This is a genomic window from Cellulomonas sp. P2_B4, assembly GCF_056404795.1.
Window position 1 is genome coordinate 81,566 of sequence record NZ_JBFUDI010000009.1, and the last position, 21,903, is coordinate 103,468.

A 21,903-nucleotide genomic window follows, 5' to 3' on the forward strand; every position below is an offset into this window, starting at 1 on the left:
TCAGCCGTTGTCGTGCACCACGAGCACGGGGCACGAGGCGGACCGGACCACGTCGGAGCTGACCGAACCGAGCAGCATCCCGCGGAAGCTCCCCAGCCCGCGCGTCCCCACCACGAGCAGCGCGGCGTCGCGTGCGAGCCCGACCAGGCCGTGCGCCGGTTCGTCGTCGATGAGCTCGACCCGGACGTCCAGCCCGGGGTTCTCCTCGAGCAGCGAGCGCCGGACGCGCAGCGCCGCCTGGTGCGTGCGGTCCTCGACGTCCTGCGTGGCCAGCGGAGGCACGCTCCCCTCCCCGAACGGGTCCGGGATGGTGGGCCGGGCGTGCACGACGACGAGAGAGCGGCCGCGCATCCACGCCTCGCGGGCCGCCACGCGCGCCGCCTCGAGCGATGCGGGGGAGCCGTCGACGCCGACCACGATCGGGGCCTCGGGCGGGGTGGGGCTGTCCGGGTCGTGCCGGACGACGGCCACCGGGCACCGGGCGTGCGCCGCCAGGTGCGCCGCGAGCACGCCCGTGCGGCCGCGGGCGGACGGCAGGCCCGCCCCGACGACGACGAGCTGGGCGTCGGTGCTCAGCTCGCGCAGCTCGGGCACCGCCGACCCGTGCCGCACGTCGAGGGAGACGTCCAGGCTCGGGTGGCGGGCGGCCTCGCGGTCGCGCAGCCGCGACAGGTAGCCCTTGGCCTCGACGCCGGCGTCCTGCACGTCGACGACCGGGTAGGTGCCCCAGAAGCTGGACATCCAGGGACTGTCGACGACCTGGGTGAGCACCACGCGGGAACGTCGTCGGACCGCCTCGGCGATGCCCCAGGACAGCGTGCTCGCGCTGTGCGCGGTCCCGTCCAGGGCGATGACGACAGGTCCGTCGGTACGCATGAGGAGCCTCCTCGGTCCGGCGGGGGCGATCGACGGTCGTCGTCGACGCGTCCCGCTCCTCCCACCCTGCGCCCGCGACCGGCCGCTGTCCCGGGACCTCTGGCCCTGATCCGGGCCGCAGGAGCCCGTGAACGCGGGACGTTCGGCCCTGGGGAGGTCCCTGACCCGCGGAGGAGTGTGTGAAGCACCAGAACACAACCTGACGGGTTCCTTCACAGAAACCCCCGCACCTAGGAGCAGACCATGGCCGCCACCCACCCCGAGATCACGACGTCGGTCCATCCGGCAACGATGGTCGAGGACGACCTCGTCACCTCGTCGGCCGGCCGCCGTGTGCTGGCCGTCGCCCGGCTGGCCACGGGATTCATCTTCCTCTGGGCGTTCCTCGACAAGACGTTCGGTCTGCACTACAGCACGGGGGCCGCTGTCGCCGAGGGCGACCCGAGCCTCTCGTGGATCAACGGCGGGACGCCGAGCCAGGGCTTCCTGACCTTCGCCGCGCAGGGCCCGTTCAAGGGCTTCTTCAACTCGATCTCGGGCGTCGGCACGGACTGGCTGTTCATGCTCGGCATGCTCGGTGTGGGCCTCGCGGTCATGCTCGGCATCGGCCTGCGGGTCTCGGCCGTGGCCGGCTCGCTCATCATGGTCATGATGTGGGCAGCCGAGTGGCCGCTGATCCAGGGCTCGACCAACCCGCTCGTTGACTACCACATCATCTACGCGCTGGTGCTGATCCTCAGCGCGGTCCTGCTGGCCGGTGACACCTGGGGCCTCGGCCGCCGGTGGGCCAGGCTCCCGATCGTGCAGCGCTGGGGCTGGCTGCGCTGATCGGAGCTCCAGGCAGAAGGCGCGACACTCTCCCCTGGGTGTCGCGCTTTCGTCGTGCCTTCTAGTCTCGGCTCAGCCGGTCCCGCGAGCCGGACCCGACGCGAGGTGCGCGATCGTGGAGCAGACGTTGGGCCGTGAGGTCGTCGACTCGCGCGCGCTGCGCCGGTTCGACCTCTTCCTCGTCGTGACCGCCGCGACGGTCCTCGTCGTGCGCGCCTACCTGACCGCGACGGGCTTCCCGCAGGTCGGCGGCAGCCTGCACATCGCGCACGTGCTGCCGGGCGGGCTGCTGCTGGCCATCGGCCTGACGATCGCGTCGACGAGCGTCGGCTCGGTGGGCAAGGCGTGGGCGAGCCTCGTCGGCGGCATCGGCTTCGGCCTGTTCGTCGACGAGATCGGCAAGTTCCTCACCCGCGACAACGACTACTTCTACCGGCCGACGTTCGCGGTCATGTACGGCGTGCTCGTCGTGATCTACGTGGTCGGGCGCGAGGTCATCAGCCGGCGTCCGCCCACCGAGCGCCACGTGCGGGCGGTCGCCGCGCAGGCCGTCGCGGACGCCGCGCTGGGGGAGCTGTCGCCGGTGCGTCGCGACGAGGTCGTCGCGACCCTCGCCAGGCACACCACCCCCGAGACCGTCGCTCGGTACGAAGGGCTGCTCGACCACGGTGCGCCGAGCCGCCGGTTCAGCCCGGACGACACTTTCGCCGTCGTGCTGCGCGAGAGCCGGGGCGTGGTCGCGTGGCTCGCGGCCCGGCGCCTGGTCCGCGGTCTGATCTGGGCCTACCTGGCGATCCAGGTGCTGGGCGGCGCGATCGGCACCGCCGCCGTGATCTTCGTGAGCCTCAGCTCGGACCCCGAGGCGGCGACCGCGATCTCCGACACCGACAAGGTCGAGATCCTCGCGCTGAGCGCGCAGGGCATCCCCCTCGCGATCGGGCTGCTGCTCCTGCTGCTCCGTCGCCGCACCGCCGGCCTGAAGTTCCTGCGCGCGGGCCTGTTCATCTCGCTGACGTTCACGCTCGTGATCGAGTTCGGTCAGCAGCAGCTCGGCGCACTGACCCAGTTCGCGATCAGCATGGTCGTCTACGCCGTGGTCGGGGTGCTGCTGCGCTCGCGGGTCGCCGGCGAGGACCTCAGGCCCGGCGCTCCTCCACGGTCTTCTTGATCAGCACGAGCGGCAGCAGGAGCGTGCCGAGCATCGTGATGATCCAGACGAGGATCGTGCCGAAGAACCACGCCGACGTGCCGGAGATCTCCAGACCGTCGCTGACCAGGTTCGCGACCACCAGCGCGATGAACGTCGAGATCAGCCCGACCGCGCCCGTCAGCGCACTCGCGTTCTTGGTCGTCGTCTTGAAGATGAACGGCGACAGGATGCTCTGCAGGACGGCGAAGATCAGCACGGCGACGATGAAGCCGTTCGTGTGGATCTCGAAGCCGTCGACGATGAGCGAGGTGATCCACAGGCCGAGGGCCGCGGAGCCGAGGAAGATCACGGTGCGGATGAGGAAGCGAATCATGGCCGGTCGGGTCTCCTCGTGAGGGGTGAGACAGGCGACCCTGCCTCTGCGCTCACCCTAGGGACTCGCAGGTGCGCAGGGAATCCCCCGGCGAATCGGCTGTGACCAGTTCGTTTGTTACGAGTGGTCGCAGCCGAATGAACTGTTAACACAGGGGCGCTAGCGTGGCACGGGTGACGGATACAACGACCCCCATCGCGACCCCAGAGCACACCGTCGAGGGCTTCGTCCGTGAGTTCCTGCGCGAGCTGAACTTCGGGCAGGGCACCGACCTCACCAAGGCGTCGGTGAACGACAAGTACCTCGCCATGGCCCGCACGGTGCGGCACTACCTCATGGTCCGCTGGCTGGCCACGCTGCGCCGGCAGTACCAGCTCCAGGCCAAGTCGGTCGCGTACCTGTCCGCCGAGTTCCTGCTGGGCCGCCAGCTCGACAACGCGCTGCTCGCCTCCGACCTCGAGGGCATCGTCGAGGAGGGGCTGGCCTCGCTGGGCATCGACCTCGCCGAGCTGCGTGACGCCGAGGTGGAGCCTGGCCTCGGCAACGGTGGCCTCGGCCGTCTCGCCGCGTGCTTCATCGACTCCCTCGCGACGATGAACGTGCCCTGCATCGGCTACGGCATCCGTTACGAGTACGGCATCTTCCGCCAGACGTTCGTCGACGGCTGGCAGGTGGAGAAGCCCGACAACTGGCTGGCCCTCGGCTCGCCGTGGGAGTTCCCGCACCCCGAGTCGGCTGTGACCGTCGACTTCGGCGGCCACACCGAGACGTACGACGACGCGGGCGTGACGCGCTCGCGGTGGGTGCCGGGCTGGAGCGTCCTCGGCGTCCCCTACAACTACATGGTCCCGGGCTTCGAGAACGGCCGCGTCAACACGCTGCGCCTCTGGAGCGCCCGCGCGACCCGAGCGTTCGACCTCGAGATCTTCAACGCCGGCGACTACGCGCAGGCCGTGCGCGCGCAGACCTTCGCGGAGAACATCTCCAAGGTCCTCTACCCCGAGGACTCGACGCCGCAGGGCAAGGAGCTGCGTCTGCAGCAGCAGTACTTCTTCGTCGCGTGCTCGCTGCGCGACTTCCTCGACCAGGTTCTCCCGTCGGACTTCAACCTGCGCAACCTGCCCGAGCGGATCATCTTCCAGCTCAACGACACCCACCCCGTCATCGCGATCCCCGAGCTCATGCGGATCCTCGTCGACGAGAAGAAGTGGACCTGGGCGGACGCGTGGGAGGTCACGCAGAAGTGCTTCGCGTACACCTGCCACACGCTGCTGCCCGAGGCGCTCGAGGTCTGGTCGACCGAGCTCCTGGGCAAGCTCCTGCCGCGCCACCTCGAGATCATCTACAAGATCAACGAGGAGTTCATGGCCGAGCTGCGGGTCGCGTACCCGGACGACGAGCTGCGCGTGCGGCGCATGTCGATCATCGCCGAGTACCCCGAGCGCGCCGTCCGCATGGCGTACCTGGCGACGGTGGCCGGGTCCAAGGTCAACGGCGTCGCGGCCCTGCACTCGCAGCTGCTGCGCGACAAGGTGCTGCACGACTTCTCGGACCACTACCCCGACAAGTTCACCAACGTCACCAACGGCATCACACCCCGCCGGTTCGTCCGGCTGGCCAACCCGGGGCTGTCGGGGCTGATCACGTCGGCGATCGGCGACGGCTGGGTCACGGACCTGGAGCGACTGCGCGAGCTCGAGCCGCTGGCGGAGGACGCCGACTTCCGCGCCGCGTTCCGCCAGGTCAAGCGCGCCAACAAGCTCCGGCTGGTCGACGTGCTGGCCGAGCGCGACGGCATCACGGTGGACCCGGACACGATGCTCGACGTCATGGTCAAGCGCCTGCACGAGTACAAGCGCCAGACCCTGAAGCTCCTGCACGTGGTGACGCTGTACGACCAGGTGCGCTCGGGGCAGGTCTCCATCGAGGACGTCACGCCACGCACGTTCGCGTTCGGCGCCAAGGCGGCACCCGGGTACCGGATGGCCAAGCAGACGATCGGCCTGATCAACGCCGTCGGGCGGACCATCAACGCCGACCCCGAGCTCAAGGGCCGCCTGAGCATCGCGTTCCCGGCCAACTACAACGTCACGCTCGCGGAGAAGCTCATCCCCGCGGCCGACCTGTCCGAGCAGATCTCGCTCGCCGGCAAGGAGGCCTCCGGCACGGGCAACATGAAATTCGCGCTCAACGGTGCGCTGACGATCGGTACGGACGACGGCGCGAACGTCGAGATCCGCGAGCTCGTCGGCGACGACAACTTCTTCCTCTTCGGGCTCCTGGAGCCCGAGGTGGCCGACATCGTCGACAGCGGCTACCACCCGACGTCCTACTACGAGTCGAACCGCTCCCTGCGGCACGCCCTGGACCTCATCGCGTCGGGGCACTTCTCGGGCGGCGACCGCGCGGTCTTCGAGCCGATCGTGTCCAACCTGCTGAACGAGGACCGGTTCCTGGTGCTCGCCGACTACCAGGCGTACATCGACGCGCAGGCCCGGGTCGACGTGGCCTACGCCGACACCGAGGGCTGGACGCGGTCGGCGGTGCTCAACGTCGCGCGGTCCGGGTTCTTCTCCTCCGACCGGAGCATGCGCGACTACATCGACCGCATCTGGCACACCGACCCGGTGGCGCCCGCGAGCTGAGGCCCCTGGGTAGGCCCGGGTCTGTGTTCGTCAGGCCCGGGCCTACCCTTGGCTCTGTGACACCACCGCCCAAGAAGTCCCAGGAGATGAAGGCGTCGACCGCCGCCGCCAAGCTCGACGTGTACCTGCCGGCCACGCCTGCGGAGTTCCAGGAGTCGTCGGTGACGCGCGACGAGCTGACCGAGCTCCAGCGCAACCCGCCGCAGTGGCTGGTCGACCTGCGCCGCGACGGACCGCACCCGCGCTCCGTGATCGCCGGCCGTCTGCGCATCTCGATCTCCGGGCTCGCGCGTGGCGGCGTCACCGACCCGCTGACGACCGCCGAGATCGAGGCCCTGCAGGCCGACCCGCCGTCGTGGCTGGTCCGCGAGCGTGAGATCGCCGCCGAGGTCCGGCGCGAGGAGCGTCGCCAGGAGTCCCGCGAGGCCGACCGCCGCGCCGCAGCCGCATCGGCGGCCGCCGCCGAGAAGCCGAAGGCCTGACCGCAGCCGCGTCGCGTCAGCGGGTCCGGCGCGGTTTGGGGCGGCTCTTCGTCATCGGGCGGGGCTTGGCCGCCTTCGTGCGCGGCTGCTGCGGCTTCTTCGCCTTCGGCGCGGGCTCCGGCGCCGGTGCGCCGCGGCCGCGGCTCGAGGTGGCCGTGCGCCCGCGGACGATGCCGATGAACTCCTCGGTGAGGTCGTCGTAGCGGTCGGTCACCCACGCGAGGCCGATCGACGAACCGGGCGCCTCCCGGACGGTGCGCACGGTCAGGCCGCGGCGCTGGTGCAGCCGGCCGATCGACTGCGGGACGACCAGCACCCCGACGCCCGCGGCCACCAGGTCGACCGCGTCCGAGGTCGTCTCGACGACGCCGCCGACGAAGGCCGACCCGGGGGGATCGACCCAGCCCAGGGTGTCGTCGAGGGGGACGATCAGGGTCTCGTCGGCGAGGTCGAGGGCGTCGATCTCGTCGTCGGCGGCCGTGACGAGGTGGTCCTTGGGCACGACGACGACCGTGGCCTCCGTGTACAGCGGGATGACCGAGAGCTCGTCGCCGGCGACCGGCAGGCGCACGAGGGCCACGTCGGCCGACCCGTCGCGCAGCGCTTCGACCGCCTCGGCGGGCGTGGAGTGCACGAGCTGCACGGGGACGTCGGCCAGCCGCTCCTGCCAGACGCGCAGCCACCGGTCGGGGTTCACGCCGGGCACCAGCGCGACGCGGAACACGGTCTCGGCCGTCATCTGACCCTCCGGAAGATCAGGTCCCGGACCTCGTGGCCCAGGTCGAGGCCCCGCTGCTCGAACTTGGTGACCGGTCGCGACGCGGGCCTGGGCACGAAGCCGTCGGCCACGTTCGACAGGAACGGGTCCGCCGTCAGGGCCTCCAGCATCGCGTCGGCGTAGTCCACCCAGTCGGTCGCGCAATGCAGCACGCCGCCGACGCGCAGCCGCGACCGTAGCAGCGCCACGTGCGACGGCTGAACGAGCCGGCGCTTGTGGTGGCGGGCCTTGGGCCAGGGGTCCGGGAAGAACACGTGCACGGCGTCGAGGGACTCGGTCGGCAGCGCGCGACGGACCAGGTCGAGCGCGTCACCGTGGCCGACGCGGACGTTGGTGAGACCGCCGCGTGCGACGAGCCCGAGCAACGAGGCGACGCCCGGCAGGTGCGCCTCGACGGCGAGGTAGTCACGAGCGGGGTCGGCGGCGGCCATCGCGGCGGTCGTCTCGCCCATGCCCGAGCCGATCTCGAGCACCAGGGGAGCGGACCGACCGAACAGGGCCACGGTGTCCAGGGAGCCCGACCGGGTCTCGTCGTGCACCGAGAAGCCGAACCGCGGGAACTGGACCCGCAGGTCCTCCTCGCGCTCGGGGCCGAGCGACGAGCGGCGCGGGTGGTACGTGCGCAGCGGCTCGTGCGGACGCGCGGCTTCGAGGCGGAACGCGTCGGACGGGAGGCTCACGCTCGCCAGCGTAGGCGGCTGCGGTCAGGAAGCGAGCCGCGGCCCCATCACGGCGAACACCTCGCCGAACGGCCCGGCGGCGATCGCCATGCGGCCGAAGGGTGTGTCGGTGGGCGGGCTGACCACCGTCCCGCCGAGCTCCGTGACGGCCGAGGCCGCCGCGTCGGTGTCGGACACGGCGAAGTAGAGCGTCCAGGCGGGCGGGGCGGAGGCGCCCGCGGACGGGCTGTACTGGCCGACGCCGGCGAGCGGGCCGGCGCCCAGCGACAGCGACGCGTACGTGAAACCGGGTGCGCTGAGGTCGTCGACGGCGTACCCGAACACGTCCCGGTAGAAGGACAGCGCCTGCGGCTGGTCGTGCACCATGACCTCGGTCCAGGTGACCGATCCGGGCTCCTCGTCGACGTCCCAGCCGGTGTGGGTGCCGGCCTGCCACAGCCCGAACACCGCGCCCGTGGGATCGGCGTACAGGCCCATCGTGCCGAAGCCGAGGATCCCCATCGGTGCGAGCACCACCGACCCACCGTGGGCGAGCACGGACTCGGCGGTCGTGAGCAGGTCGTCGGTCGCCAGGTAGACGCACCACGCGGGTGGCGACGGGGGACCCATGGGCTCGGTCAGCCCGACCACGCGCCGGCCGTCGAGGAAGGCCTGCGTGTAGCCGCCGGTCTCGGGGCCGCCCACCTCGAACGTCCACCCGAACAGCGCGCCGTAGAAGTCCCGGGCGGTGGCCAGCGACGGGACGGTGATGTCGGCCCACGCCGGCGAGCCTGCCGGCCATGCGTCGCGGTGGGTCGTCATGCGTCCACCCAACACCCGGGCAGGCTCAGGCGCAGGTCAGGAGACAGTCGCCGCGCCGGTGTGCTACCCAGGGCACATGTCGTCGAGCGAACCGAGCGTGCCGGTGGTTCCGGTCGACGACGAGTCGCCGGGCGACGAGAGCGTTCTGACGGTCGTCGTCGCGTTCGTCGCGAACATCCTCATCGCGGTGGCCAAGTCGTTCGCCGCGGTGGTCACCGGGTCGGCGTCGATGCTCGCCGAGGCGGCGCACTCCTGGGCGGACACGGGCAACGAGGTGTTCCTGCTCATCGCGCAGCGACGGGCGGCCAAGCCGGCCGACCCCGCCCACCCGCTGGGCCACGGCCGCGAGGTCTACGTGTGGTCGCTGTTCGCGGCCATCGGCCTGTTCGCCGTCGGCGCCGGCGTCTCGATCACGCACGGCATCCAGGAGCTGGCCCATCCGGAGCCTGCGAGCGACTTCGGCATCGCCTACGCCGTCCTGGCCATCAGCGCGCTGCTCGAGGGTGCGTCGTTCTTCCAGGCGTCCCGGCAGGCCAAGGCCGCAGCCGCCCGGCGCGACCGCGACGTGCTGGAGCACGTGCTGGAGACCAGCGACCCGACCGTCCGGGCGGTGTTCTTCGAGGACGGTGCCGCGCTCGTCGGCATCGCGATCGCGTTCGCCGGGATCGGGCTGCACCAGCTCACGGGCTCGGCGACGCCGGACGCGATCGGGTCGATCCTCGTCGGCGTGCTGCTGGGCATCGTCGCGATCGTGCTCATCGACCGCAACCGGCGGTTCCTCGTCGGCGAGAGCGCCGACCCGCACCTGCAGGACGCGGCCCTGCGCGAGCTGCTCAGGCTCAGCGAGGTCGCCCGCGTCACCGAGCTGCGCCTGGAGTTCGTCGGCGCACGGATGCTGTTCCTGACCGGGGCTGTGGACCTCGTCGGCAACCTGCCCGAGGATGAGGCGTCGCACGTGCTCGCGTCGCTGGAGCGCAGGATCGCCGGCAACCCGCACATCGTCGGCGCCCTGCTCTCGCTCTCCGAACCTGAGGATGTCTCATTGGTGCCGAGGAACGCCTCGTGAAGGGGTGGGGCAGGCCCACCGGCAAGGACGTCGTCTCGGGTCTCGTCACGGGGCCGCGGGCCACGTGGCGACGTCGCGACGACGGGCGCTGGCTGGTCGCGGACCTGCCCGAGAGCGTGCCGTCGCACGCCGTGACCGCGCTCGCCGACGAGGGTCTCGGGTTCTTCGCCGCGGTGGCGCGCCTCGACGAGTCCTGGCCCCGGACCGACGAGACTCGGGGCGCGGCCCTGGTGCTGAGCGTGCGCACGGTCTCGGACGTCCCGTCGGCGACCTTCGTGAAGGCGGTGGTGTCGCAGCCGAAGCGTCTGGGCGAGCGCGACAACCTGCTGCTGCTCAGCGGGGTGTCGTCGCCGGTCGTGCTGGAAGCGCTGGAGGAAGCCGTGGCCCGCGGCGAGCAGTGGGTGGCCGACCATGACGACCGAGGAGCACGGACATGAGCACCGTCGACGACGCCCCGTTCCACGTCCCGGTCGGGGACCTGATCAAGCTCGCCCTGCCGGCGGCCGTGATGGGAATCTTCTGCTCGGTCTCGCTGATCTCGCTCAGCGAGATCGCGGAGCACCTGTCGGACTGGCTGTGGGACGACGTCTCGGCGTCCTTCGGCTTCGAGGCCCACGGCAACGCGTGGACGATCATCATGCTCACGGTCACGGGCTTCCTGATCGGGCTCGTCGTGCGGTACATGCCGGGCCACGCGGGCCCGGACCCGGCGACCCTCGAGCTCGTCGCGGCGCCGCTCAAGCCGTTCGTCCTGCCGGGCCTGGCCGTCGCCCTCATCCTCATGCTCGCGGGCGGCGTCAGCCTCGGTCCGGAGAACCCGATCATCGGCATCAACGTCGGGATCATCGTCTGGGTCGGGCTGAAGCTCTTCCCGCGTGTCAACGCGCCGATCTGGCTCGCGATCGCGGTCGCCGGGACCATCGGCGCCATGTTCGGCACGCCCGTCGCGGCCGCGCTGCTCCTGTCGGAGCTGAACGCCGGCGACAAGCGCATCCCGCTCTGGGACAGGCTGTTCGCCCCGCTCGTCGCGGCCACCGCCGGTGCGTTGACGACGATGCAGCTGGCCGACCTCAACCTCTCGGTCGACGTGGGCACCTACGTCGCCGGAGGTCTGAAGGACCTGGGGCTGGCCATCGTCATCTCGCTCGCCACCGCCGCCTTCGGGCTGATCGCGGTGTACCTCTTCGTGCCGTTCCACAGCGCGTTCCAGAAGCTCCGGCACCCGGTCATCATGCTGACGGTCGGCGGTCTGCTGCTGGGCATCCTGGGCGCGATCGGCGGCGAGGTGACCCTGTTCAAGGGTCTCAAGCAGATGCAGGAGCTGCCGGGTCTGGCCGCGACGACCACCGCGGTCGGCTTCCTGGTGTTCGGCGTGGTCAAGCTGTTCGCGCTGCTGGTCGCCGCCACGTCGGGCTTCCGCGGCGGGCGCATCTTCCCGACGCTCTTCATCGGCGTGACGCTCGGGTTCGCGATCCACCAGGCGTGGCCGGACGTCGTCCCGCTGCCGCTCGCCGTCGGGAGCGCGTGCGTCGGCATCCTCGTGGCCGCGACGCGCAGCGGGTGGCTGAGCATCTTCATGGCGGTCGCGGTGGTGCCGCAGATGATCCTGCTGCCGGCGTTCATCCTCGCGACCCTCGTCGCGTGGCTGCTCGTGACCAACCGGCCGCAGCTCATCGCACCGAAGGCTCCCGAGCAGGTGGTAGCACCCACCTGATCACTCGTCCGGGTGGCCGGTGGAGAAACTGCCCCCGAACGAGTCCTCAGCAATCGCTCCCGGCAGTCGATGCGTTCGTATGAGCCGTCCTCTGCCCACGTCGCGCCGCCACCTCGGCGCCGTGATCGCCCTGAGCGTGCTCGGGCTCGTCCTGGCCGCGCCGACGGGTGCGCAGGCCACCGCCGCGTGCTCTCCCGCGCCGGTGTCGACCGAGCTCGACGCGGCAGGGTGGGACTTCTCCGAGTCGCGCACCGGCGGCCACCACGAGTACGTCGCCGGCGGCCTGCGGGTGTGGACCGACGGTGCGGACCTGTCGAAGGCGAAGTCGGCGGGCTACGTGGCCACCGACTTCGCGCTGGCCGACGCCGGCAGCGTGGACCTCGACGTCACCCAGAGCAGCGGCGCCGCCCCGGGCATCAACCTGACGATCTACGTCGACGGCGTCTGGAAGGGCAACCTGGTCCACGAGCCGCTGTTCGCCGACTGGTGGATCAACAAGCCGATCGCGGGCCTGCCGGCCGGGCCCAACCCGAGCTACCAGCTGGCCTACGGCACGCTCGACGAGGTGGTCGCCGCGTACGCCGCGAACAACGTCACCGACGTCCGGGTCCGTGCGATCGGGTTCTCGCTGGGGTCCGGCGCGATCGGCGACGCGGTCATCCACTCGGCCACCGCGGGCTGCGTCACGCACTCGTTCGGGCTCGCACCGCCGCCCAGCCCGAGCCCCTCGCCGACCGGCCCTCCCACCCCGGTCGCGCTGCAGACCTCGACGACGACGCCACCGAAGTCGTCGGCGGACCTCGTGCCCGAGGCCCAGGGCAAGGCCACGATCACGGGCGACCTGCGACCGGGCGGCGAGATCCTGGTGACGGTGCCGGGCCACGCCGGGGAGCAGGTGGAGATCGTCGTGTTCTCGACCCCCCGCAGCCTGGGCGTCCACACGCTCTCGGCGCAGGCGACGGCGTCGACCACGCTGCCGACCGACCTGACCGCGGGCGGGCACAGCGTGGCGGCCTACTCGGTGACGGGCACCCTGATCGCGTGGGCGCCGATCGCGGTCAGCGCCGACGAGCTCGCCGCGACCGGGACCGACCAGGGAGCGCTTCGGCTGACGATCCTCGTCACCCTGCTCGCCGGGACGGCGTTCGTGCTCGTCAGCCGTCCAACCCGCCCCAGCGTCGCCAGGCATCGGCGCTGAGGTTCGGCACGTTGGCGTCCTCCGGGGACGGTCCGCGCACGAGCCGGCCGAGGATCCCCTCGTCCTGCGCGCAGGCGCGCCCGACGACCGTCCCGACGACGATCGCGAAGCTGAGCACGAACACCCACGAGATGTAGGCGAAGACGAGGCCGAGCACCCCGAACTCCTCGGCTCCCGTGGTCAGGACGATCGGCAGGTAGATCGTGCCGACGAGCCCCAGGACGGTCAGCGCGAGCGAGATCACGGCCCCCGTGAAGGCGAGCGCCCGCAAGGAGATCTCGGTGCGCATCAGCACCCAGGGCACGTAGGTCCACACGACGGTCCAGACGACGAACCGGACGACGTCCTCGACGAGATTGTCGAGCGGGTTGTCGCCGAGGAGCGAGGCTGTGAACGCCAGCAGCGAGAGCGCGACCAGGACGGCGAGGATCGTCGCGATCCACCGCCAGGCCGTGCGCAGCGGCGGCTTGGGCACCTCCCACACCTTGAGGAACATCCGCTCCAGCGCCCGCGAGTAGGAGGTCGCACTGAAGAACGCCACGAGGAACCCGAAGAACCCGACGCCGCTCGCCACGGCTGCCGAGCTGGGGATGCTCCCGGCGAGCGTCGCCTGGACGGAGTCGGACAGCCCCATCGCGTCGCCCATGGACGCGCCGAAGCTCTCCTTGTTGGGCCGGATCGCAGCGGCGACGATCATGATCGGCACGATCGAGACGAAGGCCTGCGCGGCGAGCGTCATGGCCCGGTCGAACGGCTCGATGGCGGTGAAGCCGTTGATGACCCGCTCGATCAGGATGCCCAGCGGCGTCCCGCGCATGCCCTCCCAGATGCGGGTCCCGCGGATCTTCAGCCGGGCGGCGGTCCGAATGGCGCGCAGCCTCCAGCGCGCGTACCGCTCCTTCATCGCAGCCGTTCGTCGAGGAAGGCGATGACCTGGGCCGTGTAGAGGCTGCGGGCGGGTCCGGGCGACAGCGCGAGGTCGTGAGCACCGCCCGGGATCTCGACGAAGGTGACGTCGGACCCGAGCAGCGGTGCCCGGGCCTTGATCTCGGCGACGTCGAGCACCGAGTCGGTGGTGACCAGGTCCGGGTGCCACGTGGCGTCGGGCCCCGACCGGTCGGACGCGAGGACGAGCACGGGCACGTCGATGCCCAGGCCGCGCGCGACACGCTTGTGCCCGCGCCGGACGGTGCGGACCAGGCCGGCGCGGGCGGGGAACCCACGGTGCGGCTTCCAGGTCAGGTCGTACACCCACTCGCCGCCGGTGTCCTGGTGCAGGGCCTCGCCGTAGAACCGGCCCACGTGGCCCACCGTCAGCCTCGGGGCGATCCGTCCGACGACGTCCAGGACCGCCGTGAGGATCGTCCGCTCGAACCAGTTCCCGCGCAGCTCCAGCCACGGGCTGTTGAGGACGAGCGCGTCGATCTTGCCGGTGCCGGCGCGGGCATCGGCCCACAGCGACGTGATCAGCCCGCCCATCGAGTGGGCCAGCAGCGCGACGTGGTCGTGGTCCTGGCGCAGCAGGGCGATGGCGGCGTCGATCTCCTCGGCGTAGGTGGCCAGGCTCGTCGTGAAGTTGGCCGGTCGACCTTCCTGGATGGACCGCCCGAAGTCACGCAGGTCGAGCGCGTACAGGTCGTACCCCGCGTCCTGGAGGGCGTGGGCGAAGACGGTGTGGAAGAAGTAGTCGACGAACCCGTGGACGTACAGCACCGCGCGCCGGGACGCGGGCCCGTCGGAGGTGTGGTGCACCAGCGTGGCGACCGGCCCGGGCGTCGTGCCGTCGGGGCGGAGCGTCAGCGTGCGGGCCGTCCAGCCAGGGCCGAGGACGTCGGGGTGCTCCTGCGCCGGGGTCATGGCGTGATCGTGCCACGTCGGTCCCCGGAACAGGCTCAGAACAGCGCCCGTCCGTGCCGATCAGAACGGTGTGGACGCGCGCACCGATCGAGACCTCTGGTTGTCAGAGGATCGAGACGACGCGCCCGCGTTCGGGACGCTCTTCGACCGGCACCACCAGGCCGTCCACCTCTACTGCTTCCGGCTGACCGGGTCGTGGGCCGCGGCCCAGGAACTGCTGACCGAGACGTTCCTGCAGGCGTGGCGACGCCGGGGTGACCTGACGCCCTCCGACGACGGCGCGCTGCCCCTGTTGCTGCACCTGGCGACGCTGTCCGTGCCGCGGGGCCGCCGGTTGATCCCGACGCAGCGCTCGGCCTCCGACGCCGGCGAGGTCGCGATGCGCGACGTGCTGCACCGGATCGCGCACGTGAAGGGGCGGCACCGCGAGATCCTCGAGCTGCACGCCTTCGGTGGGTTGTCCGACGAGCAGATCGCGCACGAGCTCGGCCTCCAGGTCGCCTCGGTGCGCTGGTCGCTGGACCGCACGCGCGGGCCGCTCGAGGAGCCGGTGATCTCGGCATGATCGACCTGCCCGGACCCCGCGACCTGACCCCAGAGCAGGTGCTGGCCGTACGCCAGGACCTCCTGACCACCATGCTCGCCGACCCGCCACTGGACGAGACGCGCACGACCCCGCGCCGGACCCGCCCGCTCGTCGTCGGCTCCCTGCTCGTGTCCCTGCTGGTCCTCGCGGGCTTGTCCGCGGCAGCCGCGATCACGGTCACCGCTGCCGAGCGCAGCAGCTCGGAGGCGGTGGTCGTCGACGCCGACATGCTCGACGTCCTCTACCGCGGGGAGCGGATCACGCAGGATGACCTGGTGGCGCTCACGAAGGACGGCTTCGGCACCTTCACGGTGAGCGACGTCGACACCGAGCGGGACCTGCACGCCACGCGCGCCTTCGACACCCTTGAGGAGCTCGACGCCTACTCGGCGGACTACCTCGCGTGGCAGAAGGCCAAGGCGGACGGCCAGGATGTCGAGAGGTGGGGGACGGTCCACCCGTAGCCCTCGCAGAGTTGAGCGGAATAGACTCAACTCTGATCGTGGTTGCACGAGACGTTCCGACGCATCAGGAGGTCATGTGGACGCCAAGTTCACCACTCGTTCCCAGGAGGCCCTGGGCGACGCCATCCAGGCCGCCTCCGCCGCTGGCAACCCGCAGCTCGAGCCCGTGCACCTGCTCGCTGCGCTGCTCGAGCAGCAGGGCGGCGTGGCCAACGGGCTGCTCGACGCGGTCGGCGCCGACCGCAGCGCGCTCGGCCGTTCCGTGCGCGGCATGCTCGTCGGCCTGCCGACCGCCAGCGGCGCGTCCATGGCGCAGCCCTCGGCCTCGCGCGCCATGTCCACCGCGCTGGAGGCCGCCTCGTCCGAGGCCCGAGCCCTCGGCGACGACTTCGTCTCCACCGAGCACCTGCTGCTCGGCCTGGCCGCCGGACAGTCCGGCATCGCCGACGCGCTCCGTGCCCAGGGGGCGTCGCGCGAGGCGCTGGCCGCCGCGCTGCCGACGGTGCGCGGCTCCGCACGCGTCACCACCCCGAACCCGGAGGGCACCTACAAGGCCCTCGAGAAGTACGGCGTCGACCTGACGCAGCTCGCGCGCGACGGCAAGCTCGACCCGGTCATCGGCCGCGACTCCGAGATCCGCCGCGTCGTGCAGGTGCTGTCCCGTCGCACCAAGAACAACCCCGTCCTCATCGGCGAGCCCGGCGTCGGCAAGACGGCCGTCGTCGAGGGGCTGGCCCAGCGCATCGTCGCCGGGGACGTGCCCGAGAGCCTGCGCGGCAAGAAGCTGGTCTCGCTCGACCTGGCCGCGATGGTGGCCGGCGCCAAGTACCGCGGCGAGTTCGAGGAGCGGCTCAAGGCCGTCCTCGAGGAGATCACCGGCTCGAACGGCGAGGTCGTCACGTTCATCGACGAGATCCACACGGTCGTCGGCGCGGGTGCCGGCGGCGAGGGTGCGATGGACGCGGGCAACATGCTCAAGCCCATGCTGGCCCGCGGCGAGCTGCGGCTGGTCGGCGCGACGACGCTCGACGAGTACCGCGAGCGCATCGAGAAGGACCCCGCCCTGGAGCGCCGGTTCCAGCAGGTCTTCGTCGGCGAGCCGTCCGTGGAGGACACCGTCGCGATCCTGCGCGGGCTCAAGGAGCGCTACGAGGCACACCACAAGGTCACCATCGCCGACTCCGCGCTCGTCGCGGCAGCCGCCCTCTCCGACCGGTACATCACGGGTCGCCAGCTGCCCGACAAGGCCATCGACCTCGTCGACGAGGCCGCGTCGCGCCTGCGGATGGAGCTGGACTCGTCGCCGATCGAGGTGGACGAGCTGCAGCGCGCCGTGACGCGTCTGGAGATGGAGGAGGTCGTGCTCAGCGAGTCCGACGACCCCGCGTCGAAGGACCGGCTGGCGCGGCTGCGCAAGGACCTCGCCGACCGGCGCGAGGACCTGGCGTCCCTGACGGCCCGGTGGGAGAAGGAGAAGGCCGGCCACAACCTCGTCGGCGACCTCAAGGCCCGCCTCGACGGCCTGCGCTCCGACGCCGAGCGGCTGCTGCGCGAGGGCGACCTGTCCGGTGCCGCGCGCATCCAGTACGGCGAGATCCCGGCACTCCAGGAGCAGATCAGCGAGGCCGAGGAGTCTGAGGCGTCCGAGGAGCTCGTCGACCAGGGCCCGCCGATGATCGCCGACCGCGTGGGTCCCGATGAGGTCGCGGACGTCGTCGCGCAGTGGACCGGCATCCCCGCCGGGCGGCTGCTCGAGGCCGAGCAGGCCAAGCTGCTGCGCATGGAGGACGTGCTGGGCGAGCGGCTGATCGGCCAGAAGAAGGCCGTCGCCGCCGTGTCGGACGCGGTCCGTCGCGCCCGCGCGGGCATCTCCGACCCGGACCGGCCCACGGGCTCGTTCCTGTTCCTCGGCCCCACCGGCGTCGGCAAGACCGAGCTGGCCAAGGCGCTCGCGGACTTCCTGTTCGACGACGAGCGCGCCATGGTGCGCATCGACATGTCGGAGTACTCCGAGAAGCACTCGGTGGCCCGGCTCGTCGGCGCCCCTCCCGGCTACGTCGGGTACGAGGAGGGCGGCCAGCTCACGGAGGCCGTCCGCCGTCGGCCGTACTCCGTCGTGCTTCTCGACGAGGTCGAGAAGGCCCACCCCGAGGTCTTCGACCTCCTGCTGCAGGTGCTCGACGACGGCCGCCTGACCGACGGCCAGGGCCGCACGGTCGACTTCCGCAACGTCATCCTCGTGATGACGTCGAACCTCGGCTCGCAGTTCCTCGTCGACCCGCTGCTGTCGGACCGCGACAAGCGCGACGCGGTGATGGGTGCCGTGCGGTCGGCGTTCAAGCCCGAGCTGCTCAACCGGCTCGACGACGTGGTGCTGTTCGACCCGCTGTCGCTGGACGAGATCGGGCACATCGTCGGCCTGCAGGTGGAGTCGCTGGCCAAGCGGCTCGCGGACCGTCGGCTCACGCTCGAGGTCTCCCCGGCCGCGGCCGAGTGGCTGGCGCTCGAGGGGTACGACCCGGCCTACGGCGCGCGTCCGCTGCGCCGGCTGGTGCAGCGCGAGATCGGCGACCGGCTGGCCAAGCGGCTGCTCGCCGGCGAGGTCGCCGACGGCGACACCGTCGTCGTGGAGCGCGGCGAGCAGGGGCTCGTCGTCTCGTCGCACCACTGAGCAGGGAGTTGGGGCCCGCACGGGTGACGTGCGGGCCCCTTCTCTCGTCCGGAGGACCGACCGGGCCTCGCCAGCGCCTTCAGGTCGTCAGGCCGTGCCCGAACCGGAACAGCGGGTCGGCACTGCACTTAATCCTGCCCAGGTGGTAGCGGAAGTTACCACCTGGTCGGGATTCGGGAAAGATGACATCCTCTGAAGATGACGACGACGGCTGCCACCAGCGGCTCTGCTGCTTCGACCCGGCCCCGCGGCGGCTACGCCAAGGGCCGTGCAACGCGCGAGGAGATCCTGGACTCGGCGATGCAGCTGTTCGGCGAGGTCGGGTACAACACCGCCTCGCTGCGGGAGGTCTCCGCGCGCGTCGGCATCTCGCACCCCGGGCTGCTGCACCACTTCCCCAGCAAGGCGGCGCTGCTGGAGGCCGTGCTCGTCCGTCGCGACGAGATCGACGGCGCCGCGTTCCAGGCCGACCTGGACGCCGGCGTCGACTTCTTCGACGCGCTGGTCCGGATCGTGGAGCGCAACGCCGCCCGCCCGGGGATCGTCGAGCTCTTCGCCACCCTCTCGGCCGAGGCCACGTCGCCCGACCACCCCGCGCACGCGTATTTCCAGGAGCGCTACCGGCAGATCGTCGCCGACGCGGTCGAGGGCTTCGAGCGGTGGCGCGACGAGGGCCGGCTGCACGAAGGCGTCGACCCCGGGACGGCCGCGCGGCTGATGGTGGCGGTGATGGACGGCCTGCAGGTCCAGTTCCTGCTGGAGAGCGAGACCCCGCAGACGCGCGTCGACATGGCGGCCGCCCTCCGCCAGCAGATCACCGCGATGGTCAGCCCGGACGCACCGCCCCGGCCCTGACCGTCCGTCACATGTGGATCGGGTCGGTCCCGTCGGCGAGGTCCGACCAGAACGGGACCCGCCGGTCGCCGTCGACGGGCGGGACCGGTGAGACCGTGCCGAGGAACTCGCGGCCCAGGTAGTCGGCCAGGTCCGCGCCGTAGTAGATGACGTCCCTGCCGTAGGCCGACAGGACCGGAGCACCCGCGGCCGCGCCCGCTGCCTGGTACCGGTGCCCGAACACCGGCACCAGCACCGGCACGCGTGCGAGGTGGGCGCGCGCGACGGCCTCGTCCCCGCGCGCCGTGCCCCACGACGCGGGCCAGAACCCGTCGTCGAGCGCGTCGGACACGACCCGTTCCACCGGCGCCGCGAGGAGGGTGCGCAGCTCGTCGTCGTCGGCGAGCCAGTCCGGCCAGCCGCGGCCCACGGGCAGCACCCGGCTGAGCAGGTCGCGGTGGTCGGCCCCGAAGGCGATGCCGAGCCGTCGCTCGACGTCGCGCAGCTCGTCGTCGGTCAACCCGTCCTCGAAGACGACGCCGGCGTCGTACAGGTCGTCGAGCAGCGTCTCGGTCACCACACCCATGCGCCCAGTGTCCCCGCACCTGTGGGTCAGCCGGCGGCCACCTTGGCGACGAGGGTGTCCAGGTCGGCCAGCGTGAAGCTGGTCATGCCGAACGTCACCAGCACCTTGGCGGGCATCTGCGCGAGCATCGCCTGCATCGACTCGTCCATCGGCGGCATGTCCGCCGGCATGGTCAGCGCGCCCTGCATGAGCGGTCCGCCGACGGGGTGCGCGAACCACTCGCCGATCGTCGACATCGCGGTGAGCTCGCCCCACAGGGGGTCGCCCTCCACCTCGATCGAGACGGACCCGCGGATGTCGCGCGACGAGGCGCCGACCTCGATGACGAACTCGCCGCCCTCGACGACCCACCGGTGCAGCCCGGGGTGCCAGTAGGAGAGGTCGCGACGAGTGAGCTCGAACGTCAGGGTGCGGGACTCGCCGGGCGCCAGCGAGACCTTGCCGAAGGCCTTGAGCTCGCGGGTGGGCCGCAGCACGGAGGCCTCGGGGTCGCGGACGTAGACCTGGACCACCTCGGCACCGGCCACCGATCCCGTGTTGGTGACCGTCACGGTTGCCGAGGACTCCGTCGCCGTGACGTCGCCGTAGGAGAACGTCGTGTACGACAGGCCGTGCCCGAAGGGGAACGCCACGTCCGCCGCGCGGGTGTCGTACCAGCGGTAGCCCACCAGCACGCCCTCGCCGTAGCGCACGTGCCCGAGCTCGCCGGGGAAGTTGCCGAACGCGGGGGTGTCCTCGATGCGGTGCGGGATGGTCTCGGTGAGCTTGCCCGACGGGGTGCGCTCGCCGCGCAGCAGCTCGGCGACGGCCGAGCCGCCCGCCTGGCCGCCCAGCCACGTCTCGAGGATCGCCGGCGCGAGGTCCTGCCAGTCGCTGACCGCCACGGCGGAGCCGTTGGCCAGCACGACGACCACCCGCGGGTTGACCGCGGCGATCGCGCGCAGCGCCGCCACCTGGTTGTCGGGCAGGCCGAGGCGGGGGCGGTCGTAGCCCTCGGACTCGTCCGGGCCGGGCAGGCCGAGGAACACGACGACGGTCTCGGCGGTGCGGGCCACCTCGACGGCGCCGGCGCGCAGCGCCTCGTCGTCGCCCTCGGGGCCGCCGGCGATGGTGAAGCCGGGGGCGAACGTGACGTCGGAGCCGAGCGACGTGAGCGCGTCGTCGAGCCGCGTCGGGTTGACCTGCGAGGAGCCCGCCCCCTGGTAGCGCGGCGTCCGCGCGAACTCGCCGATCACGGCGAAAGACCCGGCCAGCGGCAGAAGGGGCGCGCCGTCGACCGGCTCGTTCTTCAGCAGGACCGACCCGTCGGCGGCGGCCTCCCGAGCGAGCGCGTGGTGGGTGTCGACCTCGAAGGTCACCTCCTCGGACAGCCCCGGCAGGGAGCGCTCGACCAGGCGCAGCACGCGGCGGACGGCCACGTCGAGCACGGACTCGTCGAGCGAGCCGTCGCGGACCGCGGCCACGACGGCCTCGTCGGAACCCGCACCGGAGGCGGGCATCTGCAGGTCCAGCCCGGCTGCGAGGGACGGCACGCGGTCGTGCACGGCGCCCCAGTCGGACACGACGAGCCCCTCGAACGCCCACTCGTCGCGCAGCAGCTCCGTCAGCAGCCAGTGGTGCTCGGAGGCGTAGGTGCCGTTGAGCTTGTTGTAGGCGCACATCACGGTCCACGGCTGGGCCTGGTTGACCACGCGCTCGAAGGCCGGCAGGTAGATCTCGCGCAGCGTGCGCTCGTCGACGTCCGCGGAGACGCGCATGCGGTCGGTCTCCTGGTTGTTCGCCGCGAAGTGCTTGAGCGAGGTGCCGACGCCCTGGCTCTGGATGCCCTCGACCAGCGCGGCGGCGAGCGTCCCCGCGACCACCGGGTCCTCGGAGACGTACTCGAAGTTGCGGCCGCACAGCGGGGTGCGCTTGATGTTCACGCCCGGGCCCAGCAGCACGGCGACGTCGTTGGCGCGCGTCTCGCGGCCGAGCGCCTCCCCGACGCGGTGCAGGAGGTCGACGTCCCACGACGAGCCCAGCGCGGCCGCGGGCGGGAAGCAGGTGGCCGGCACGGAGTTGCCGATGCCCAGGTGGTCCGCCTCCTCGGCCTGCTTGCGCAGGCCGTGCGGGCCGTCGGTGACCATGATCGCGGGGACTCCCGCGCGCTCGACCGGCTGCGTGTGCCAGAAGTCGGAGCCGGACGTCAGCGACGCCTTCTCCTCGAGGGTGAGCTGAGCCAGGACGCGCTCGACATCGAAGACCTGCGTCATCGCGGGCAATCTCCTTGTGCGGGTTTATCGGTACAGAACCGTACGCACCGACAGTAGCCCAT

Annotated in this window: 21 protein-coding genes; 12 read left to right on the plus strand and 9 right to left on the minus strand. The window is 71.6% G+C overall.

What is annotated here, in order from left to right; genetic code table 11:
• Entirely contained in the window at positions 1-876 is an 876-nt protein-coding gene (locus AC1DZC_RS15360) for a universal stress protein (RefSeq protein WP_477043877.1), read from the minus strand.
• 243 nt (positions 877-1,119) lie between these two features.
• Between AC1DZC_RS15360 and AC1DZC_RS15365 the strand changes: the two genes are divergently transcribed.
• Complete coding sequence (locus tag AC1DZC_RS15365; RefSeq protein WP_477040669.1) at positions 1,120-1,704, plus strand: DoxX family protein; 585 nt, start codon at positions 1,120-1,122, stop codon at positions 1,702-1,704.
• 115 nt (positions 1,705-1,819) lie between these two features.
• Positions 1,820-2,872: a hypothetical protein gene (locus AC1DZC_RS15370; RefSeq protein WP_477043878.1), complete on the plus strand. Its 1,053-nt coding sequence runs from the start codon at positions 1,820-1,822 to the stop codon at positions 2,870-2,872.
• On the opposite strand, the gene AC1DZC_RS15375 is transcribed toward AC1DZC_RS15370, so the two are convergent.
• On the minus strand, positions 2,841-3,227 hold the full coding sequence (locus AC1DZC_RS15375; protein WP_477043879.1) for a phage holin family protein: 387 nt from the start codon (positions 3,225-3,227) through the stop codon (positions 2,841-2,843). The two genes, AC1DZC_RS15370 and AC1DZC_RS15375, sit on opposite strands and share 32 nt — an antisense overlap.
• 173 nt (positions 3,228-3,400) lie before the next feature.
• Here AC1DZC_RS15375 and AC1DZC_RS15380 point away from each other — a divergent pair, with 173 nt between their 5' ends.
• On the plus strand, positions 3,401-5,872 hold the full coding sequence (locus AC1DZC_RS15380; protein WP_477040666.1) for a glycogen/starch/alpha-glucan phosphorylase: 2,472 nt from the start codon (positions 3,401-3,403) through the stop codon (positions 5,870-5,872).
• An 86-nt stretch (positions 5,873-5,958) separates the two neighbouring features.
• Positions 5,959-6,354, plus strand: coding sequence for a DUF5997 family protein (locus AC1DZC_RS15385; RefSeq protein ID WP_477040701.1), 396 nt, complete (start codon positions 5,959-5,961; stop codon positions 6,352-6,354).
• 16 nt (positions 6,355-6,370) lie between these two features.
• Here the strand turns inward: AC1DZC_RS15385 and AC1DZC_RS15390 are convergent, their stop codons facing one another.
• The 3 genes from AC1DZC_RS15390 to AC1DZC_RS15400 are packed head-to-tail and all read right to left on the minus strand — an operon-like array spanning position 6,371 to position 8,613.
• Positions 6,371-7,093, minus strand: a complete 723-nt coding sequence (locus AC1DZC_RS15390) for a LysR substrate-binding domain-containing protein (RefSeq protein ID WP_477043880.1) — start codon at positions 7,091-7,093, stop codon at positions 6,371-6,373.
• Entirely contained in the window at positions 7,090-7,812 is a 723-nt protein-coding gene (trmB, locus tag AC1DZC_RS15395) for a tRNA (guanosine(46)-N7)-methyltransferase TrmB (protein WP_477040664.1), read from the minus strand. The genes AC1DZC_RS15390 and trmB overlap by 4 nt, the downstream gene beginning before the upstream one ends.
• Before the next feature lie 24 nt (positions 7,813-7,836).
• Positions 7,837-8,613, minus strand: coding sequence for a VOC family protein (locus AC1DZC_RS15400; RefSeq protein WP_477043881.1), 777 nt, complete (start codon positions 8,611-8,613; stop codon positions 7,837-7,839).
• Positions 8,614-8,689: 76 nt separating this feature from the next.
• Here AC1DZC_RS15400 and AC1DZC_RS15405 point away from each other — a divergent pair, with 76 nt between their 5' ends.
• The 4 genes from AC1DZC_RS15405 (at position 8,690) to AC1DZC_RS15420 (ending at position 12,591) form a co-directional block, all read left to right on the plus strand.
• Positions 8,690-9,679 carry a cation diffusion facilitator family transporter gene (locus AC1DZC_RS15405; protein ID WP_477043882.1) on the plus strand — a complete coding sequence of 330 codons (990 nt, stop codon included), beginning with the start codon at positions 8,690-8,692 and terminating at the stop codon, positions 9,677-9,679.
• Positions 9,676-10,116 (plus strand): hypothetical protein, encoded by a 441-nt coding sequence (locus AC1DZC_RS15410; RefSeq protein WP_477043883.1) that lies wholly within the window; start codon positions 9,676-9,678, stop codon positions 10,114-10,116. Before AC1DZC_RS15405 ends, AC1DZC_RS15410 begins: the two co-directional genes overlap by 4 nt.
• Positions 10,113-11,393: an ion channel protein gene (locus AC1DZC_RS15415; protein ID WP_477040660.1), complete on the plus strand. Its 1,281-nt coding sequence runs from the start codon at positions 10,113-10,115 to the stop codon at positions 11,391-11,393. Before AC1DZC_RS15410 ends, AC1DZC_RS15415 begins: the two co-directional genes overlap by 4 nt.
• A 79-nt stretch (positions 11,394-11,472) precedes the next feature.
• Positions 11,473-12,591 carry a hypothetical protein gene (locus tag AC1DZC_RS15420; RefSeq protein ID WP_477043884.1) on the plus strand — a complete coding sequence of 373 codons (1,119 nt, stop codon included), beginning with the start codon at positions 11,473-11,475 and terminating at the stop codon, positions 12,589-12,591.
• On the opposite strand, the gene AC1DZC_RS15425 is transcribed toward AC1DZC_RS15420, so the two are convergent.
• Together AC1DZC_RS15425 and AC1DZC_RS15430 are read right to left on the minus strand one after the other, a co-directional pair.
• Positions 12,548-13,495 carry a YhjD/YihY/BrkB family envelope integrity protein gene (locus AC1DZC_RS15425; protein WP_477040658.1) on the minus strand — a complete coding sequence of 316 codons (948 nt, stop codon included), beginning with the start codon at positions 13,493-13,495 and terminating at the stop codon, positions 12,548-12,550. The two genes, AC1DZC_RS15420 and AC1DZC_RS15425, sit on opposite strands and share 44 nt — an antisense overlap.
• Positions 13,492-14,448, minus strand: a complete 957-nt coding sequence (locus AC1DZC_RS15430) for an alpha/beta hydrolase (protein WP_477040657.1) — start codon at positions 14,446-14,448, stop codon at positions 13,492-13,494. Before AC1DZC_RS15430 ends, AC1DZC_RS15425 begins: the two co-directional genes overlap by 4 nt.
• A gap of 100 nt (positions 14,449-14,548) precedes the next feature.
• Here AC1DZC_RS15430 and AC1DZC_RS15435 point away from each other — a divergent pair, with 100 nt between their 5' ends.
• The 4 genes from AC1DZC_RS15435 to AC1DZC_RS15450 all read left to right on the plus strand — a co-directional run bounded on the left by AC1DZC_RS15435 (position 14,549) and on the right by AC1DZC_RS15450 (position 19,024).
• The gene (locus tag AC1DZC_RS15435; RefSeq protein ID WP_477043885.1) at positions 14,549-15,013 is read left to right on the plus strand and encodes an RNA polymerase sigma factor; all 465 of its coding nucleotides are present in this window, start codon (positions 14,549-14,551) and stop codon (positions 15,011-15,013) included.
• Positions 15,010-15,498, plus strand: coding sequence for a hypothetical protein (locus AC1DZC_RS15440; RefSeq protein ID WP_477043886.1), 489 nt, complete (start codon positions 15,010-15,012; stop codon positions 15,496-15,498). Before AC1DZC_RS15435 ends, AC1DZC_RS15440 begins: the two co-directional genes overlap by 4 nt.
• A gap of 76 nt (positions 15,499-15,574) precedes the next feature.
• A complete protein-coding gene (clpB, locus tag AC1DZC_RS15445; protein WP_477040654.1) occupies positions 15,575-18,169 on the plus strand; it encodes an ATP-dependent chaperone ClpB in 2,595 nt (864 codons plus the stop codon).
• Positions 18,170-18,367: 198 nt separating this feature from the next.
• Entirely contained in the window at positions 18,368-19,024 is a 657-nt protein-coding gene (locus tag AC1DZC_RS15450; RefSeq protein WP_477043887.1) for a TetR/AcrR family transcriptional regulator, read from the plus strand.
• A gap of 7 nt (positions 19,025-19,031) precedes the next feature.
• Here AC1DZC_RS15450 and AC1DZC_RS15455 read toward each other — a convergent pair whose 3' ends face one another.
• Both AC1DZC_RS15455 and AC1DZC_RS15460 read right to left on the minus strand, forming a co-directional pair.
• Complete coding sequence (locus tag AC1DZC_RS15455) at positions 19,032-19,589, minus strand: hypothetical protein (RefSeq protein WP_477043888.1); 558 nt, start codon at positions 19,587-19,589, stop codon at positions 19,032-19,034.
• Between the two features lie 26 nt (positions 19,590-19,615).
• A complete protein-coding gene (locus AC1DZC_RS15460) occupies positions 19,616-21,841 on the minus strand; it encodes an aryl-beta-d-glycosidase (protein ID WP_477043889.1) in 2,226 nt (741 codons plus the stop codon).
• Positions 21,842-21,903 lie beyond the last annotated feature (62 nt).

Excerpts from the sequence above, each read along its gene's own strand:
- AC1DZC_RS15375 (WP_477043879.1), bottom strand. The coding sequence starts at position 3,227 with ATGATTCGCTTCCTCATCCGCACCGTGATCTTCCTCGGCTCCGCGGCC.
- AC1DZC_RS15385 (WP_477040701.1), top strand. The coding sequence starts at position 5,959 with ATGAAGGCGTCGACCGCCGCCGCCAAGCTCGACGTGTACCTGCCGGCC.
- AC1DZC_RS15365 (WP_477040669.1), top strand. The coding sequence starts at position 1,120 with ATGGCCGCCACCCACCCCGAGATCACGACGTCGGTCCATCCGGCAACG.
- AC1DZC_RS15405 (WP_477043882.1), top strand. The coding sequence starts at position 8,690 with ATGTCGTCGAGCGAACCGAGCGTGCCGGTGGTTCCGGTCGACGACGAG.
- AC1DZC_RS15400 (WP_477043881.1), bottom strand. The coding sequence starts at position 8,613 with ATGACGACCCACCGCGACGCATGGCCGGCAGGCTCGCCGGCGTGGGCC.
- AC1DZC_RS15390 (WP_477043880.1), bottom strand. The coding sequence starts at position 7,093 with ATGACGGCCGAGACCGTGTTCCGCGTCGCGCTGGTGCCCGGCGTGAAC.
- AC1DZC_RS15455 (WP_477043888.1), bottom strand. The coding sequence starts at position 19,589 with ATGGGTGTGGTGACCGAGACGCTGCTCGACGACCTGTACGACGCCGGC.
- AC1DZC_RS15430 (WP_477040657.1), bottom strand. The coding sequence starts at position 14,448 with ATGACCCCGGCGCAGGAGCACCCCGACGTCCTCGGCCCTGGCTGGACG.
- AC1DZC_RS15415 (WP_477040660.1), top strand. The coding sequence starts at position 10,113 with ATGAGCACCGTCGACGACGCCCCGTTCCACGTCCCGGTCGGGGACCTG.
- AC1DZC_RS15450 (WP_477043887.1), top strand. The coding sequence starts at position 18,368 with ATGACGACGACGGCTGCCACCAGCGGCTCTGCTGCTTCGACCCGGCCC.
- AC1DZC_RS15420 (WP_477043884.1), top strand. The coding sequence starts at position 11,473 with ATGAGCCGTCCTCTGCCCACGTCGCGCCGCCACCTCGGCGCCGTGATC.
- AC1DZC_RS15425 (WP_477040658.1), bottom strand. The coding sequence starts at position 13,495 with ATGAAGGAGCGGTACGCGCGCTGGAGGCTGCGCGCCATTCGGACCGCC.
- AC1DZC_RS15360 (WP_477043877.1), bottom strand. The coding sequence starts at position 876 with ATGCGTACCGACGGACCTGTCGTCATCGCCCTGGACGGGACCGCGCAC.
- AC1DZC_RS15440 (WP_477043886.1), top strand. The coding sequence starts at position 15,010 with ATGATCGACCTGCCCGGACCCCGCGACCTGACCCCAGAGCAGGTGCTG.
- AC1DZC_RS15460 (WP_477043889.1), bottom strand. The coding sequence starts at position 21,841 with ATGACGCAGGTCTTCGATGTCGAGCGCGTCCTGGCTCAGCTCACCCTC.